Origin of the sequence: Saccharopolyspora hirsuta (assembly GCF_008630535.1) — a bacterium.
GTDB classification, from domain to species: domain Bacteria; phylum Actinomycetota; class Actinomycetes; order Mycobacteriales; family Pseudonocardiaceae; genus Saccharopolyspora; species Saccharopolyspora hirsuta.
Genome location: NZ_VWPH01000019.1, coordinates 23,062 through 39,658, shown reverse-complemented (window position 1 = coordinate 39,658; position 16,597 = coordinate 23,062). Strand labels below are relative to the sequence as shown.

Sequence of the window (16,597 nt, the reverse complement as noted above, 5' to 3'; positions counted from 1 at the left end):
GCGGTGCGGCACCCTGGATCCGGACGATCCGGCGACGAAGGGATGGCGGGCATGGACCAGGTGCCGGGCGCGGACGGTCTGGCGGGCAAGGTCGCGCTGGTGACCGGCGCGAGCGGCGGTATCGGCAGCGGCATCGCGCGCCGGTTCGCGCAGGCCGGAGCCCGGGTGGTGGTCCAGTACCACCGCGACGAGGCCGGTGCGGCCGAGGTCGTGCGCGACATCGAGTCGACCGGCGGCAGCGCGGTGGCCGTGCAGGCCGACCTCCGCTCCCCCGACGACGCCGACCGCGTCGTGCGAACAGCGCTGGAGACCTTCGGCCAGCTCGACGCCGCGGTGCTCAACGCCGGGATCCAGCCCCTGCAACCGCTGGCCGAGATGTCCCTGGCCGACTTCCGCGCGGTCCAGGAATCCAATGTGGACGCTACGTTCCTCGCCCTGCAGGCAACCCACCGAGCGATGTCCGAACAGGACAGCGGCGGCGCCGTGGTCGCCATCGGCTCGATCGTCGGCACCCAACCCAAACCGGGATCGGCCCACTACGCGGTGTCCAAAGCAGCGGTCGGCATGCTGGTGCGCGCGGCGGCCCTGGAGTACGCCCGCGACGGTATCCGGGTCAACCTGGTCTCCCCCGGCCTGATGGACCGCCCCACGATCCGCACGGACTGGCCGGAGGGCGTGGAGGCATGGCAGCAGGGCAACCCCATCAACCGACTCGGCCAACCAACCGACGTCGCAGACGCGTGCCTGTTCCTCTGCGGCCCGGCCACCAGCTGGATAACCGGCCAAGAGCTGGTAGTAGACGGCGGAGCCTCGGTCCGCCCCACCTGGTAACCAGCAACAAACCCGCTGACCAGCAAAGACCCCCTGCCCAACCGCACCTCGGGGGACCGTGACGCAACCCAGCCACAAGAAACCACGAAAACGCAAGATCACACCACAACGCAACCACCACTGAAAATCGCGGAGAGGCGGAACAGTGCAACTCGGTGTTCCCGGTGGGGACGATCCGGCGGTCGGGCGGGCCCTGGTCGAGCGGCTCGGGCTGGAACCGCTCGAGGGCGAGGGCGGTCACGTGCGGCGGATGTACGCCGACGGCAACATGTCCTCGGCGATCTACCTGATGATCGCGCCGGACTTCTCCGCCCTGCACCGGCTGGACACCCCCGAGGTCTACCACTGGCAGGGCGGCGCACCGGCCCGGATGCTGGTGCTGGAGGCCGACGGCTCCAGCCGCCGGGTGGTGCTGGGGCCCGACCTCGACGCCGGTCAGGTGCTACAGACCGTGGTCCCGGCCGGTGCTTGGCAGGGGTCTCGCCCGGACGGCGCGTGGTCGCTGGTGGGCCTGACCCTCGCACCGCCGTTCCGGTTCGACGGTTTCGCCCTCGGCGACCGCGCCGAGCTCCGGCGCGGCTGGCCGGATGCCGCCGCCGAGATCGACGAGCTCACCCGCGGCTGACCGTCACAGGCGGACCTCGCCCTGGATGCGGGTGACCGCCGCACCGCCGACCCAGATTGCGCCGTGCTCGTCGCGGTCGACCGAGACCCGGCCGTCCGCGCCGACCGCGGTGCCCTGCCTCGCCACGTAGTGCTCGGGTGCCGCGCCGGTGCCGATGAGCCACTGCGCGATGCCCGCGTTGAGGCTGCCGGTGACCGGGTCCTCGATCATCTGGCCGCCGCCGGGGAAGAACGCCCGGACCTCGAACTGGTGCGCCGAGCCCGGCGGGTGCGGGCCCACCACGCCCAGCGGCGGGAGCGTCGCGGGCGGGGTGGGCACCTGCAGCACGGTGTCCGCGCTGTCGACCAGCACCGCCACCCAGCCCGGCCCGTTGTCCACCCAGTGGGCATCGCGCAGCTGCCCCGGTGCCAGTCCGAGCCCGCTCGCCAGCTCAGCGCGCAGCTGGTCGTCCACCGGCCCCTGGCGGGTCAGCGGCGGCGCGGCGAAGGCGTACCGGCCGCTGTCCGCGCGCAGCTCGACGAGACCGGCCGCGCACTCCTGGACGATCCGCGCGCCGACCTGGTTCGGCTGCTGGGACAGCCAGGCGTGGCAGCTGCCGAGCGTGGGGTGCCCGGCGAAGGGCAGCTCGCCGGACCCGGTGAAGATCCGCACCCGGTAGTCGGCCTCCGGCCGGGTCGGCGGCAGCAGGAACGTGGTCTCGGAGAGGTTGGTCCACCGCGCGAACCGCTGCATCGACTCGTCGGACAGCCCTTCGGCGTCCAGCACCACGGCGAGCGCGTTGCCGCTGCAGGGGCCCGATCCGAACACGTCGACCTGGGCGAAGCGGCGGGGAGCAGATGTCGTCACCGCTCCATGCTCGCAAGCGCCCCCGGTCGGCGGGCAAGGTCCAATCGCGACCGGATGGCAGCGGTGCGGAAAAACCGGTGGCCCGGCCGCAGCGTCGCCCACTAGCCTCCGGCCGGTGATCTACGAGCACCCGTTGGCCTACCTGCTCGGGCTCGAGGGCGTGGCGCTGCTGCGCAGCTTCACCGGGGAGCACGACCGGGAATTCGTGACCGCGCGGATCGCCGAGGTCCGCCGCCTGCTCGACGACGAGTCGCTGGCCGACGCCGCGGTGGAGGTCGAGCGGGTCGACCCGGTGACCGGCTACCGGGCCTGGTCGCGGACCTACGACGACGGCCGCAACTCGGCGTTCGACTTCGACGAACCGGTGGTCGGCGAGATCCTCGACGGGCTGCCGACCGGGGTGGCGGTGGACGCCGCGTGCGGGACCGGGCGGTTCGCCGAGATCCTGGCCGGGCGCGGCCACCGGGTGATCGGCGTGGACAGCTCGCCGGAGATGCTCGCGCGGGCGCGCGAGCGCGTGCCCGCGGGTGAGTTCGCGGTCGGCGAGCTCACCGGGATGCCGGTCGGCGACGCCGCGGCGGACCTGGTGGTCTGCGCGCTGGCGCTGACGCACGTGCCGTCGTTGGAGCCGGTTTTCGCCGAGTTCGCCCGGGTGCTGCGCCCCGGCGGGCACCTGGTCATCTCCGACATGCATCCCGGGCGGGTGATGTTCGGTTCGATCCCGCCGGTGCGCGACGCGGACGGCCGACCGGGTCGGCTGGTCAGCCACCGCCACGAGCTCGGCGACTACCTGCGCACCGCGCTGCCGCTGGGCCTGCAGCTGCGCCACTACGACGAGCCGCCCCTGCCCGCGAACCCCGTCCCGCCCGGCCCGGCTCCGGCCGAACCGGGGCCGTGGGACTGCTGGCCGTGGTCGCTGGCCGCGATGGTCCCCGAGGCGACCGCCGCGGCCAGCGCGGGGATGCCCGCGACGATGATCTGGCACTTCCAGCTGCCCGGGCGGAGCTGACCGGACCGGCCACAGTGGACCCCGCGTTTGGTGATCAGCGCTGCGGGCCAACCACCAGCTGTGGGTGCTTCCGGCGCTGACGGGGTTCCCCGCGGTCTGCGCGTCGCGGCCGCGGTGGGCTGGCGGCTGCTCGTGCTGGTCGCCGTGCTGTGGGTCGCGTGGCAGGTCTTCGACGCGCTCTACGGCGAGGTCATGGCGGTCGCGGTGGCCGCCCTGCTCGCCGCGCTGATGACCCCGGCGGTGAACTGGCTGGTGCGCAGAGGGGTGCACCGCACGCTGGCCGCCGCGCTCGTGCTCGTCGGCGGGCTCTGCGCGCTCGGCGCGGTGCTGACGGTCGTGATCAACACGCTGGTGGCCGGGCTGTCCGGGCTCACCGAGCAGCTCCTCGCCAGCTTCGAGCAGATCCGCAGCTGGCTCCTCCGCGGCCCGCTGCGGCTGGACCAGCACCAGCTCAACGAGGTGTTCCGGCAGCTCACGCAGGCGCTGCGGATCGACCAGACCGGGCTGCCGACGACCGCGCTGGCCACCACCGGCACGCTGCTGCGGTTCCTGGCCGGGGTGCTGCTCGGGTTGTTCACGCTGTTCTTCTTCCTCCGCGACGGCGGCCGGATCTGGTCGTTCGTGGTCCGCGTGACGGTGCCGGGAGCTGCGCGCGACCGCGTGCACGTCGCCGGCAAGCGCGGCTTCGCGACGCTGGTGGCCTACGTGCGGGCGACGGCGGCGGTGGCGTTCACCGATGCGGCGCTGATCGGCATCGGGGCCGTCGCGCTCGGCGTTCCGCTGCCGTTCGTGCTGGCCGTGGTGATCTTCCTCGGCGCCTTCGTGCCCTACGTCGGCGCGGTGGTCACCGGCGGGCTGGCGGTGCTGGTGGCGCTGGCCGCCAACGGGTTCGTCACGGCGCTGATCCTGCTGGCCGTGGTGGTGTGCGTGATGCAGCTGGAGGGCCACGTGCTGCAGCCGCTGCTGCTCGGGCACGCCGTGCGGCTGCACCCGCTCGCCGTGGTGCTCAGCGTGGCTTCGGGCTTCACCGCCGCCGGGGTGGGCGGAGCCGTCCTGGCCGTGCCGCTGGTGGCCACGGCGAACACCGTCGTGCGGTCGCTGGTGGCCGATTCGCGCCCCCCGCCGGGCAGCAGCCCGAACGGGCAGCACCCGTGACGGCCGCGGGTCAGGCCCGGAACTGCGCCAGCCGGTGCTCCAGCTCGTCGCCGGCGTTCGGCATGCGGAACGCCGGGGGCAGCATCAGGCCCGGGCTGCCGCCGCGGACCGCCTCGCCCAGGAAGTCCCGCACCACCTCCGCGCCAGGCAGGATGTCGCCGCCCAGGAACTGCAGCGCGGTGGTGTCGCCGGTGCCGTCGGTCTCCACCCGCAGCGCCCAGCCGCTGACCTCGTCCCAGGTCAGCAGCAGCGGGAGCTCCAGCAGCGTCGGCACGTGCGAGCGCACCAGGATGATCGCGGTGGCCAGCCCGTCGTCGAAGTCGACGTCCACCTCCGCCACGTCGTCCCCCAGCGCGTCCGCCACGGAGCGGATGTAGTCGACCAGGCCGCTGGCCGCCGGGCTCCTCGTGTCCATCGCCGTCCCCCCTCGGTCTTCGGACATCGCACCCCACGGGTATCCACGCCGCACGCGGCGCAGACGTCCCGATGGCGTGAACCGTCCGCTGTGGACCTGCCGGTGCCGTCGGCACCTCAGCAGCAACAGCAGCACCGCCGGGCCCCACCCGCAACCGCCGCACCCGGCCGGGGAATGCGCCGGCGGAACCACGGGTAGCCACGGGGTCACCGATCGGACGGAAGGGAGTACCACCATGGGGATCCTCAGCTGGATACTCTTCGGGCTGATCGCCGGTGCGATCGCCAAGTTCATCCTCCCCGGCCGCGATCCGGGCGGGATCATCGTGACAATCCTGCTGGGCATCGTCGGCGGGTTCCTCGGCGGCTGGATCGGCTCGCAGGTCACCGGCGGCGGGGTCACCGGCTTCAACCTGATGAGCTTCGTGTGGGCCGTCGTCGGCTCGGTGATCCTGCTGGCGATCTACCGGCTGATCTTCCACCGCAGCCACGCCTGATCGGCGCCCACCGGGCGAACACCATCAGCCGAACGGGCAAGTCGCTCCTTCGCGGGAGGTGAAAACCTGCACCGCTGAGCGGGATCTGCCAGAGTTTGGGCAACCGCGATCAGTCCTCCGGTCGCGATCCGACCGAGCAACGCGCGATGCCCCGTCCGTGCCGACCCCGTCCGGCCCCACGCTTCCCGGAGGTCCTCATGGCATCCCCGTTCCCCCGCTCCGAGACCCGCCGAGTGCACCTGGTCGGTTCGCTGCCGCGCAGCGTCGCCCCCGACGTCGCGTCGGGCATGCGCTGGGTGCTCGACCACGTCGGATCCGCCCAGGTCGGGGCGCTGCCCTGCGACGTGGACCCGAACTGGATCATCGACTACCTGCTGTCGCGCGCCGAGGTCCCGGCGTTCGAGGTCGCCAGGCCCGGCGACGGCAGCTGCTACGCGGAGATGCCGGTCTACCGGGTCCGCACCGGGCACCGGCTGACCGTCGACGACGTCGCGCTGGGGCGCCCGCGCGAGATCGCCGCGGCGGTCCGGGCGCGGCGCGAGCTGGGCGCCGCCCCGCCCGTGCAGGTCAGCGTTCCGTCCTCTTTGGACCTCTCGGTCTTCACCGTGGGATTGGCGCAGATGCCGCGCGTGCACGCCGTTTTCGAGCAGATGATCGTCGGCGAGGTCACCCGGATCGCGCAGCGCCACGGCGCCGAGGTGACCTTCCAGCTGGAATCACCTGCGGTCCTCTACGCGCTGCAGCGGGTGCCGCCCGCGGCGCGCCCGGCGACCGCGCGGCTGCTCGCGCACCAGCTGGCCCGGATCATCACCGCCACGCCGCGGTCCGCGCAGTGGACGCTGCACCCGTGCTACGGCGATCTCGGGCACCGCGCGCTGTTCCGGCCAGCGGGGCTGCGGCACGCGGTGCTGGTGATCAACTCGCTGGCGGCGCGGCTGCGGACCGTCGGGCACCCCGTTCCGGCCGTGCACATCCCGATGGCCCACGGCGACCAACCGCCGCCCTCGGCCGCCTCGGCCTACGTGCCGCTGCGCGATCTCGCCCGGGGTGTCGAGGTGATCGCGGGCTGCGTCGACGAGCGCCACCCGGAGCTGTCCGCGCGAGCCCTCCGGTACACCGAAGCCGCGCTCGGGCAGCCGGTCGCCGGTGTCGCCGCCGCGTGCGGGCACGGCCGCCGGACCGCGGACGAGGCCCGGCTCAACCTCGAGCTCTCCGAGCAGCTCGCGCAGACGAGCCGACTCCCGGCCGGTGTCAGGTGAGCTCGTCGAGCAGGGCCGCGGCGCTCGCGACGTCCCCGGACAGCGGGCGGTCCCGCAGGTCCGGGTCGAGCCGGTGGCGCGCCCGCTCGTAGAACTCCCGGATCGGCGGGGCCAGCTCGGTGCCGAGCATCCGGTGCGCGCGCACCGCGGCCACCAGTTCGCAGGCCAGCACGAGGCGGTAGGCGTCGGTGGCCCGCTTGGTCTGCCGCGCTGCTTGGGGGGCGAAGCCCGCGTGGTCCTCGACGCCCCTGGACAGGACCGCGTGACCCAACGTCACGGGGAACGCGGCGGCGCGCAGCTCGGCCAGCGCCGAGCTTGCGTCGTACTCCAGCAGCATCATCCCCAAGCAGCATCATCCCCGAACTCCCCGGCGGGCCCGCGGCGAGGAAGGGGCGGAGCCCCGTGCGGTCCGGATCGGCGAGCAGGGCGAGCCTGGCCGCGGACAGCTGCGCGGTGGCCAGCACGGCGAGGCGCAGCCGGTCCAGGGCGAGGGCGAGCTGGGCGGTGTGGAAACCGCCGTGGTGGAGCGCCCGGTCCGGGGTGATCAGCGGGTTCTCGGCGGCGGAGTTCATCTCCGCGGCCAGCACCGCCTCGGCGTCGGCCGCCGCTTCCAGCGCCGGTCCGTGCACCTGGGGGAAGCAGCGCAACCCGAACGGGTCCTGGATGCACCGTCCCGGGGCCACCTCGCCGCCCAGCAACGCGAGCACGTCGGCGGCCACCCGCATCGATCCGGCGTGCGGGCGGTTGCGGTGCACTTCCGGCGCGAACGGTTCGGTCGACCCGCCCACCGCGCTCAGCGTCAGAGCGGCAACGCGCACTGAGCCGTTCAGGAGCGTGCAGGTCGCGGCCACGGCCAGGGCGGCTTGGCCGATCGTGAGCGCGTTGCTGCTGATCAGCGCCAGGGCGTCGCCGGGGTGGAAGGCGACCGGGGTCGGCGGCGGTCCGCTCCACCGGCCCTCCCCGGCCATGGCGAGGCCGAGCTCGGCCAGCGGCCCGAGGTCTCCGGTGCCGACCGAACCGTGCTCGTGCACCTGCGGGTGGGCGGCGGTGTTCAGCGCAGTCACCATCGCCTCGGCGATGGCGGGTTGCAGGCCTGAGCCGCCGCGCAGCACCTGGTTCAACCGCACCGCCAGCATCGCGCGCACCTCCCGTTCGGGGACCGGATCCCCGATCGCCCCGGCATGGCTGCGCAGCAGCCGCATCCCGTGCTCGGCGGAGTCCGGCACCGGCTCGCCGCAGTTGCTCCCGACACCGGTGGTGCGGCCGTACACCGGCTGCGCCAGTTCCCGGGCCGCCAGCCAACCGCGCCGCAGGCGTTCGGTGCCGCCGAGCGCGACCTGCGCCGTGCCGTCGGCGATGCGCCGGAGGTCCGCAGTGGACAGCGCGGTGTCGCCGAGGACCACCGTCCGGGCGGCGTCCATCGCTCCTCCCGAACCGGATCAGTGCGAGGAGTTCGCGAAATCGCCGACCGGCCGCAGCTCGTCGGCGTAGGAGACGGAGATGCGCCGGAGCACGCCGTCGACCATCGCGTACTGCCCCATCCGCCACAGCGGTGGCGAGTAGGCGTGGATCGACACGCTCTCGGACGCTCTGCCGGTCAGCCGGTGGATGTGCTCGGGGCCGGAGCCGTACACGTGACCGGCCGGGACCTCCGTCCGCACGCTGCGCCCGGCGGCGGTCGGGTTGTGCTCGGTCAGCGCGCCCCGGGCCACCGCGACCGCGAACGAGGAGACGTCGTGGTCGTGCCACCCGGTGTCGTTCACCGGGGTCCAGCACAGCAACCACACGTCGACGTGGTCGTCGCGGTGCAACGAGGCGTAGTGCCGCTTCTCGTCGCGGAACGCGACGTGCTGCTCCCACCGCTCCGGCCGCAGCGCCAGGTCCGAGACCACACCGCGCAGCTCGTCGGGGGTGAGGATGCGGCCGGGGAGCGCGTCGATCGTCCACTCGCCGAGAGATCGGGCCACCGGGAGCATTCGCCGCGCGGGCACCGCGATCGGTTCGCTGAACACGGTTGCCTCCTCCCGGAGCGGCGCCCGGTCCGGGCACGCCGCGCCGACCGGCGCCGCCATCTCGTGAAGCGTTTCAGTGAACGGCTTCAGTGAACCGCATCACCGATGCCCCGGTCAAGCCGGTCCGGTGCTGTGCAGAACGAGCCCGGAACCAATCCTTTAGGCTTTTCGGGTGCCACGCCGCAAGCGCCCCACCATCAAGGACATCGCCGCGGAAACGGGGCTCTCCCCCGCTGCGGTGTCCTACGCGCTGCGCGGCCTGCAGGTGCCCCCGGAGACCCAGCAGCGCGTGCGGGAGGCCGCCGACCGGCTCGGTTACGAGGCCAACCCCGTCGCCCGCGCGCTGGCCAGCGGCCGCACCGGCATGATCGGCGTGCTGTGCAGCTCGCTGGAGGACCTGTGGCAGCAGAAGTTCGCCACCACGCTGGGCCGCAGCTTCCTCGCCGCGGACCGCAACGCGCTGTTCATGGACTCCGCCGCCGATCCGGAGCGGGAAGTCCTGCTGACCAAGAACCTGCTGGACCAGCGGGTCGACGCGCTGGTCACGATCCCGGTCGACCCGACGTCCCGGCACTGGGCGCACGCCACCGAGCACACCATGCTCGTGGCCATCGGCGACCCGTTGCCGGGCGCCCCCACCGCAGCCGAAGTCGTCTTCGACAACGCCCTGGGCGTCACCCACGCGCTGAACACCCTCGCCGACGCTGGTCACCGCGACGTGCTGGTGCTCACGCCGGGTCCTCGGCTGCTGCGGCAGCGCCCCGCCGAGAAGATCGTCGAGGACGTCGCGCGCGACCTCGGCATGGACCTGCGCGTGGTGGCGTGCCCGAACGACCTCACCGAGGCGGCCGAGACGGCGCGCGGGGCGCTGGCCGAACCACCCCGGCCGACCGCGGTGTTCTGCCTGACCGACTCGATGGCCTACGGCGTCTACGAAGCCGCGCGCGACCTCGGTCTGGCCATCCCCGCCGACCTGTCGGTGCTCGGCTACGACGACCACCCGGTGTCCCGCCTGCTGACCCCGGCGCTGTCCACCTACCGCTGGGACGTGCAGGCGGTGGTGGACGCGGTGGTGCAGCGCGTGCTCAAGGCGGTCGACGAGAACCGCCGCAGCCGCCGCAAGCTGATCGCCCCCGAGCCGAAGGTCCGGGGCTCGGTCGCCGCACCGCGCCGCCGCCCCCGTCGGCGGTGAGCGCTAGCGGCGCAGGCTGATCATGGTGTGGCCGGTCTCCTCGTCCGGTCGCCGCCCCTGCTCGGTGAAGCCGACCAGCTCGTAGAAGCGCCGAGCCCGCAGGTTCTGCTCGTAGACCTCCAACGTGACCTCGCCGTGCAGGCTCACCGCGTGTTCCACGAGCGCCCGGCCGACGCCGCGGCCCTGCGCCTCCGGCGCGACGAAGAGGCCGCCGATCTCGGCGCCGAGCAGGCCGAGCAGCCCGACGACCCGCCCCGAGGCCTCCGCCACCCAGTTGTCCGCTTCGACCAGGTAGACCTCGCGCATCTTGCGAGCCCGCTCGCCCTCGCCCTCCCCCTCGATGAACGGGTGCGCGATCTTGACGGCGCGCGACCACAGGTCGACCACCGCTTCCTCGTCAGCCGGCCGGTACCGCCGGATGATCACCTTCTGCTCCACGGCGTCAACCGTAGGAACAACGTGCCCGGGTACCAACCGATTTTTCGGCCACCGGCTACGGCGCGGACCGGTCGCGCTGCAGCATCTCCCCGGCGCACTTCCGGCACCGCCGCGCGGCCGCCTACCGGGCCTTCTACGAGCACCTGCCGCTGTCGCTGGACGCGCTGCCGGAAGGCCCGGACGGCCGGGTGCACCGGCGCTTCGACGTCGGATCGCTGGCGCGGTTCAACGTCCTGGACACCCGGCAGCACCGCGACCCGGTTCCCGCCGACCCCGCCGAGCAGCACGCCGAGGCGCGCACGATGCTCGGCCGCGAGCAGGAGGAGTGGCTCTACGGCGGGATGTCCGGTTCCCCGGCGACGTGGAACTTCGTGGCCAACGGCGTCGCGGTCGCCGCGATCACCGAAGATCGCGTTGGCCAGTGGGACGGCTACCCGGCCGCGCGGCGGCGGCTCATCGAGGCGATGCAGCGCACCAGCAACCCGGTGGTGCTCACCGGGGACATCCACAAGCACGTCGCCGCCGAGCTCAAGGCCGACTTCGCCGACCCGGCCTCGCGCACCGTCGGGGTCGAGCTGATCTGCACCTCGATCGCCTCCGACGGCGACGGCGCGCCGACCGACGACTACACCGAGGACTGGTTGCAGCACCCGTGCGTCAAGCTCTACGACGGCCGCCGCGGCTACGTGCGCTGCGCGCTCACCCCGGACGAGCTGGTGTCCGACTTCAAGGTCGTGCCGTGGATCCAGGCGGACGCGGACGCCCCGGCCCGGACCGCCGCCCGCTTCAGCACCCCGGCCGGGGACCCCGGTCTGCACAGGAAGGCCTGATCCCGCCATGCACACCGCTCTCCCGCCCGCTGCCACCGGTGTGCGCGGGCCGGGGCGAACTCGCCCGCATCGTCCTCGACTGGGAACCGGTACGGCTTCGATCCGCTGTCCGGTGTGGACTGACGAATTGCGGTCAAGCGCTGGCCCGGAGCAGGTCCGGTGCGGTCGAATGTGGTCCTCGCACCACCGCACCAAGGAGGACTCACGTGCGTCCACCGGTCCGCCGCAGCATCGCCTGCGCGATCGCCTCGGCAAGCCTCGCGCTGCTCGCCCCAGTCCCGGCGCAGGCAGCTCCCGATTGCGCCGATCCGACCCGCCCGCTGACCGTCGAGGAGCAACGGCTCCCCGGGCCCGTGCCGCAGGAACTGCTGGCCAGGGGCGGGTTCGCCGACGTCGCCCCGGCGTTCGCGGCGGCGCTGTGCGAGGTCGGCGACCTGGCCGCCGCCGAGCGGCTGATCAGCTCCAGCGGCGACCAGCTCTGGGACCGCGCGGTGGCCCGCGCCCAGGGGCGCGGCACCGGTGACCTGCCGACCTTCGACGACCGCCCGCTGTACTGGGCGAGGTTGGGCATGACCACGGCGCTGCGCCGGTGGACGCCGTCGTTCGAGCTCTCCGACGAGCAGCGCGACCAGCTGCTGTGGAGCTTGGAGCGCCACTCGCGCGGGCAGACCTCCGTGCGCTTCCCCCGCGGCGACGGCATCAAGCGCGTGCTGGTCAGCGGTTTCGACCCGTTCCAGCTGGACGGCGACATCCGCCGCAGCAACCCCTCCGGCGCGTCCGCGCTCGCCCTCGACGGCGCGGTGCTCAACACCGGGTCCGGGCCGGTCCAGGTCGAGGCGGCGATGTTCCCGGTGCTGTGGAAGCCCTTCGAGCGGGGCATGGTCGAGCAGACCTTCCTGCCGCACCTGCGGCCCGGGCCCGACCAGGTCGACGTGTTCGCCACCGTCAGCCAGGGCCGCCCGGAGCAGTTCGACGTCGAGCACTGGAACGGCCGCTGGCACACCGGGGTGGACAACAACGGCGAGCAGCGCGACGGCGTCACCGAAATCCCGCCGGGCGTCCCGACCGTCGAACCGCCGCCGGAGTTCGTGCCGACGACCCAGGCCTACGCGGCCATCGTGCGCGCCGAGACCGGCCGCTACCCGGTGTTCCACAACACCGAGGTGACCGAGATCCCGGCCGGGCAGACCGAGCCCGTGGTGCGCCCGGACGGCCCGACCCCGGGCTCGGCGGCGCGCGCGGGCGGTGGCGGCAGCTACCTGTCCAACGAGATCGCCTACCGCACGACCCTGCTGCGCGACGCGGTCGGCGCGGACCTGCGCGGCGGGCACGTGCACACCCCGGTGCTCGCCTTCGCCCCGGACAACGGCGACGCGGTCGTGGACCCGGTCTTCACCCGCGACCTGCAGGACATCGTCACCCAGGTCAGGGCGATCGTGGCGGTCGCGGCCACGGCGGAGGACGACCCCACCGGCCCCGTGGCGAGGACCCCGCGCGACCGCACCGGCCGCGTCCCCGCACCGTCGATGTGATCCCCCGGGGCGGGGTGGTGATCCCGGCCCGCCACCCCGCCCCGGAATCCGCCGAACAGCCGCCGGAACGGTGGTCCGTTCAGCCGAAATCGCGTTCCTCCCCACCAAACCCGTTGTCGCTTCGCGGCTTTCACCGGGTCGGCGAGCTCTCCGAATGTCGGAGGTCTCGGCTACCTTGATCAACAATGCCCGTGATCTTCGGGCAGGTGACGATGGAGGACACCAGCAATGGTCGAGAAATTACGGGTGCCGCGGTCGCGCAAGCGGACCGCGGCGTTGGCGGCGGTGGCCGCGGTCGGCGCATTCGCCAGCTTCGGCACGGCGCACGCCGATCAGCCCGAGGGCGGTGTGACGCCCTACATCATCGGCGGTTCCCCCGCCGACCAGACCTACTCGTTCATGACCTCGCTGCAGTACGAGCGCGACGGGAACCCGGACTCCCACCGCTGCGGCGGCGCGCTGATCAGCCCCGAGTGGGTCGTGACCGCGGCGCACTGCGTCACGCAGGAAAGCCCGGACGGCAAGCCGGTCGTGCTGGACCCGGCGATGTTCCACGTGCGGATCGGTTCCACCGACCGCACCACCGGCGGCAGCGTGGCCAAGATCCGGGAGATCGTGGTGCACCCGGACTACCAGGCGCTGCCGGATCGCTCCGAGGGCGACGACGTCGCGCTGATGCGCCTGGACGCGCCGAGCGACCAGGCACCCGCGCCGATGGCCGACGAGCTCACCGAGCCGGGCACCGCGGTCCGCCAGATCGGTTGGGGCTACATCTCCAACGACGACAAGGGCGACCCGAACAAGCTCCCGACCCAGCTCCAGCAGCTGGACACCGCGATCATCCCGCCCAGCACGCCGAAGTGCGCGGCCGACGCGGGCGACGACTCGTGGGGCATCCGCGACGGCGACGTCTGCACCGACAACCCGGAGGGCGTCCGCGGCCCGTGCGGCGGCGACTCGGGTTCGCCGCTGCTGGCCCGGGAGGGCGACGGCTGGCAGGTCGTCGGCGTGGACAGCCGCGGCGTCGGCTCGGTCTGCGGCGAGTCCCCCGACATCTACACCAGCGTCGGGCACTTCCGCGGCTGGATCGACAGCGTGATCGGCTGATCCACCTCCGGTCCCCGTCCGCGCGCGGGCGGGGACCGGTCGACCTGCGGGTTTCCCCGCACCCGCGACCAGACCAATCCTCTGTGGACACCTCGTGCCCTGCTGCGATCTCGGAACCAGTTCCACCAATCCGCCGAAGCGGACCGGCCGGTTGCTCTAAGCTCGCCCCGGTCTCAAGATTTGGGGGCTCGCGGTGGGCATTCACGGTCGGGACGAGTCGCTGCGGCTGCTCGCCAACGCTGCGGCCGCCGCGCAGGACGGGTGCGGCCGCCTCGTCGTGGTGCGCGCCGATCCCGGCCTCGGCCTGTCCACCCTGCTGGACGCCCACCTGGCGCAGATGCGGGCCGCCGGGCTGCCGACGAAGCGGATCGCCGTGCTGCCACCGCACGGCCGCACAGCGCTGTCCGTCGGGACGCCGGAGTGGCCGGAGGCCGGTGTGGTCGTCATCGACGACCTGCACCTGGCCGACGACGCGACGGTGCTGGCGCTGCACGACCTCGCCGACGAGCTGGACGGCCGGTCCTTGCTGGTCGTCGCCGGACGACATCCCGGCGCAGTGCCAGCGCGATTCGCCCGCCTCGACCGGCTCGCCACCACGCACGACCTGCCGCCGCTGGACGGCAGCGCGGTCGACGCCGTGCTCGCCGAGCTGGCGGGCGGGCCCCCACCGGAGTCGTTGCGGCAGCTCGCCGCGGGCGCGGGCGGCAATCCGCGGCTCCTGTCGCTGCTCGCCGCGGACGACCGCGCCTCAGCGGTGACCGCGTGGGTGACCGAGCTGGCCGGGGAGGACGCCGCGCTGCTGCGCTTCGCCGCTGTTCTCGGCGATCCCGCTTCGGTGGAGGAACTGGCCGCCGCGGCCGGATCAGACCCGGTGGACGTGCTGACCGGTGTCGAGCGGCTGGCCGCGCTCGGACTCGCTGCGGAGGAGCACGGGCTGGTGAGCCTTCGGCACGCAGTGGTGCGCCAAGCGCTGGCAGCGAAATCGGCGGGACTTCGCGGCTCCGCGGCCCGCGCGCTGATCGACCGGGGCGCGCCTCCGGAAGTCGTTGCCGAACAGCTCGTGCACACGCCGGTGGAGCCGTGGACCGCCGCGTGGCTCTGCGAACACGCCGAGCAGCTGTCCGGCAAGCCGACGCCCGCCGTGGTGGACCTGCTGGAGCGCGCGGTTTCCCGGCCCTCGCCCGGCGATCCGAGCCTGCACCCGCTGCGCGCCGCGCTCGCCGAAGCGCAGCTGTGGTCGGGACAGCTCGACGCCGCGCAGCGCACCGCCACCGGCGGTCTGATCGCAGACCCGGAACCACCGGTCCGGCACCGGTTCCGGGCGGTGCTCACCCTGATCCGCATCGGCGAGATGGACCTCACCGGAGCGGCCGCGATCCTGGACGCCGAGCGCGAGCACGGTGAGCTGCCCCCGCGACTGGCGGTGCTCGCCGCCACCGCCTGCCTGCTCTCCGGCGACCTGGCCGGGGCGGAGAGCGCGGTCCAGGCGGTCGACCCGGACGGCGCCACCCACCCCGTCGTGGCGCAGTGCCTGCTCAACATCGACGCCACCCGCCGAATGGTGCTGCGGGACCTCACCGGCGCGCTGGAGCAGCTGGACCGGGTCGACGCGCTGCTGGAGACCGAGTTCGCCGAGAACGGCCAGTGGATCATGTCGCGCATGCTGCGCGCGGTCGTCCAGGACCTGCGCCACGATCCGGCCGCGCTGGACACCGTCGAGCAGGCCCGGCCGCTCGCCCGCGAGCTGGGGGTGGGCATCGTGGTCTGGTTGCACACCATCGCGGCGCTGGCCCTGTTCAACAACGGGCGCTGGGACGAGGCCCTCGGCGAAATCGAGGCCGCCACCGAGCTGCCCGACCTGCACAGCTTCGAGGGCCCGCTGCACGGCATCGCGGCCACGATCCTGGTGCACCGCGGCGACCTGCCCGCCGCCCGCGCGCACATCGAGCTCGCCGAAGGCGTGGCACCTCGCGGGATCGCCCTGTTCTACGAGCAGATCACCGCGCTGGCGCAAGCGTTCCTCGCCGATGCCGAGGGCGATTCGCAGCGCTCCCTGGAGATCGTGCGCAAGCTCGCCAACGGTGAGGTGGGCGTGCACCACTCGCACGCGGTCGCCACCGTCGGCACCCGGCTGGTGCGCATCGCGATGGCCGGTGGCGACCGGGAGCTCGCCGAACGGCTGGTGGCGCAGATGCGGGAGCTCAGCGCCGGGGACTCGCTCGGCGAACGCGGCGCCCTCATGTACTGCCAGGGCCTGATCGACAGCGACGTCGACGTGCTGCTGGCCGCGGCCCAGGAGTTCGCCGAGGACGGTCTCCGGATCATCGCCGCCAGGGCGGCGGAGGACGCGGCGAAGGTGCTCGCCGCTTCCGGCAGGTCGGCCGACGCCCGAGCCGCCTACCGGACCGCGATCGAGCGCTATACGGCGCTGACCGCCACCGGCGAGATCCAGCGCGCCGACGCCGAGCTGCGCGCCTTCGGCGTCCGCCGCGGAGCGACCGGACCACGCCGCAGGCCCAAGCACGGCTGGGACAGCCTCACCGCGGCCGAGCACCGCGTCGCCGAACTGGTCGCGCAGGGCCTGACCAACCGGGAGGTCGCCGAGCGGCTGATCGTGTCGGTCCGCACGGTCGACTCCCACGTGTCGAAGATCCTCGCCAAGCTCGGCTACGCCTCCCGCGTCGAGATCGTCCTCGGCTTCGACCGCCGCACCTGAGCGGGCTCCGACAGCGGCCCGTCATACGTAGGGCGATGACCTCGCCACTCGATCAGCCGTCCGCAAGGGCGGCGTTTCGCCCGTTTCATCCCGTCGCCGATTTCGATCTTCGCAGGTCAGCGCGGTTTCACCGA

16 protein-coding genes and 1 pseudogene are annotated in these 16,597 nt (G+C 73.3%); 11 read left to right on the top strand and 6 right to left on the bottom strand.

The window, feature by feature from the left end; translation table 11 throughout:
- The first annotated feature begins 51 nt into the window (after positions 1–51).
- Both F1721_RS31670 and F1721_RS31665 read left to right on the top strand, forming a co-directional pair.
- The gene (locus tag F1721_RS31670) at positions 52–831 is read left to right on the top strand and encodes an SDR family NAD(P)-dependent oxidoreductase (RefSeq protein ID WP_150070511.1); all 780 of its coding nucleotides are present in this window, start codon (positions 52–54) and stop codon (positions 829–831) included.
- Between the two features lie 145 nt (positions 832–976).
- The gene (locus F1721_RS31665; protein WP_211840712.1) at positions 977–1,456 is read left to right on the top strand and encodes a cupin domain-containing protein; all 480 of its coding nucleotides are present in this window, start codon (positions 977–979) and stop codon (positions 1,454–1,456) included.
- 3 nt (positions 1,457–1,459) lie between these two features.
- Here F1721_RS31665 and F1721_RS31660 read toward each other — a convergent pair whose 3' ends face one another.
- Entirely contained in the window at positions 1,460–2,302 is an 843-nt protein-coding gene (locus F1721_RS31660; RefSeq protein WP_150070510.1) for a PhzF family phenazine biosynthesis protein, read from the bottom strand.
- Between the two features lie 115 nt (positions 2,303–2,417).
- On the opposite strand from F1721_RS31660, the gene F1721_RS31655 reads away from it, so the two are divergent.
- A complete protein-coding gene (locus F1721_RS31655) occupies positions 2,418–3,311 on the top strand; it encodes a class I SAM-dependent methyltransferase (protein ID WP_150070509.1) in 894 nt (297 codons plus the stop codon).
- A 60-nt stretch (positions 3,312–3,371) separates the two neighbouring features.
- A complete protein-coding gene (locus F1721_RS31650; protein ID WP_246155426.1) occupies positions 3,372–4,466 on the top strand; it encodes an AI-2E family transporter in 1,095 nt (364 codons plus the stop codon).
- 10 nt (positions 4,467–4,476) lie between these two features.
- Here F1721_RS31650 and F1721_RS31645 read toward each other — a convergent pair whose 3' ends face one another.
- A complete protein-coding gene (locus F1721_RS31645) occupies positions 4,477–4,881 on the bottom strand; it encodes a DUF6292 family protein (RefSeq protein WP_150070507.1) in 405 nt (134 codons plus the stop codon).
- Positions 4,882–5,116: 235 nt separating this feature from the next.
- On the opposite strand from F1721_RS31645, the gene F1721_RS31640 reads away from it, so the two are divergent.
- Both F1721_RS31640 and F1721_RS31635 read left to right on the top strand, forming a co-directional pair.
- Positions 5,117–5,377 carry a GlsB/YeaQ/YmgE family stress response membrane protein gene (locus tag F1721_RS31640; RefSeq protein ID WP_150070506.1) on the top strand — a complete coding sequence of 87 codons (261 nt, stop codon included), beginning with the start codon at positions 5,117–5,119 and terminating at the stop codon, positions 5,375–5,377.
- Positions 5,378–5,574: 197 nt separating this feature from the next.
- Positions 5,575–6,636 carry a hypothetical protein gene (locus F1721_RS31635; RefSeq protein WP_150070505.1) on the top strand — a complete coding sequence of 354 codons (1,062 nt, stop codon included), beginning with the start codon at positions 5,575–5,577 and terminating at the stop codon, positions 6,634–6,636.
- On the opposite strand, the gene F1721_RS35460 is transcribed toward F1721_RS31635, so the two are convergent.
- The 3 genes and pseudogenes from F1721_RS35460 to F1721_RS31625 all read right to left on the bottom strand — a co-directional run bounded on the left by F1721_RS35460 (position 6,629) and on the right by F1721_RS31625 (position 8,648).
- Positions 6,629–6,976 (bottom strand): aromatic amino acid lyase, encoded by a 348-nt coding sequence (locus F1721_RS35460; RefSeq protein WP_281288833.1) that lies wholly within the window; start codon positions 6,974–6,976, stop codon positions 6,629–6,631. The genes F1721_RS31635 and F1721_RS35460 overlap by 8 nt on opposite strands.
- 82 nt (positions 6,977–7,058) lie before the next feature.
- Positions 7,059–8,057: pseudogene (locus F1721_RS31630) on the bottom strand (aromatic amino acid ammonia-lyase); the annotation flags it as partial.
- A gap of 18 nt (positions 8,058–8,075) precedes the next feature.
- Positions 8,076–8,648 (bottom strand): cysteine dioxygenase, encoded by a 573-nt coding sequence (locus F1721_RS31625; RefSeq protein WP_246155425.1) that lies wholly within the window; start codon positions 8,646–8,648, stop codon positions 8,076–8,078.
- Between the two features lie 172 nt (positions 8,649–8,820).
- Here F1721_RS31625 and F1721_RS31620 point away from each other — a divergent pair, with 172 nt between their 5' ends.
- A complete protein-coding gene (locus F1721_RS31620; protein WP_150070504.1) occupies positions 8,821–9,840 on the top strand; it encodes a LacI family DNA-binding transcriptional regulator in 1,020 nt (339 codons plus the stop codon).
- A gap of 3 nt (positions 9,841–9,843) precedes the next feature.
- Here the strand turns inward: F1721_RS31620 and F1721_RS31615 are convergent, their stop codons facing one another.
- A complete protein-coding gene (locus tag F1721_RS31615) occupies positions 9,844–10,278 on the bottom strand; it encodes a GNAT family N-acetyltransferase (protein ID WP_150070503.1) in 435 nt (144 codons plus the stop codon).
- 83 nt (positions 10,279–10,361) lie between these two features.
- Here F1721_RS31615 and F1721_RS31610 point away from each other — a divergent pair, with 83 nt between their 5' ends.
- From F1721_RS31610 to F1721_RS31595, 4 genes are all read left to right on the top strand, one after another.
- Positions 10,362–11,108 carry an alkaline phosphatase D family protein gene (locus tag F1721_RS31610; RefSeq protein WP_150070502.1) on the top strand — a complete coding sequence of 249 codons (747 nt, stop codon included), beginning with the start codon at positions 10,362–10,364 and terminating at the stop codon, positions 11,106–11,108.
- A 206-nt stretch (positions 11,109–11,314) separates the two neighbouring features.
- Entirely contained in the window at positions 11,315–12,640 is a 1,326-nt protein-coding gene (locus F1721_RS31605) for a pyroglutamyl peptidase (protein WP_246155424.1), read from the top strand.
- 228 nt (positions 12,641–12,868) lie between these two features.
- The gene (locus F1721_RS31600; protein WP_150070501.1) at positions 12,869–13,747 is read left to right on the top strand and encodes a S1 family peptidase; all 879 of its coding nucleotides are present in this window, start codon (positions 12,869–12,871) and stop codon (positions 13,745–13,747) included.
- A gap of 193 nt (positions 13,748–13,940) precedes the next feature.
- A complete protein-coding gene (locus tag F1721_RS31595; protein WP_150070500.1) occupies positions 13,941–16,463 on the top strand; it encodes a helix-turn-helix transcriptional regulator in 2,523 nt (840 codons plus the stop codon).
- Positions 16,464–16,597 lie beyond the last annotated feature (134 nt).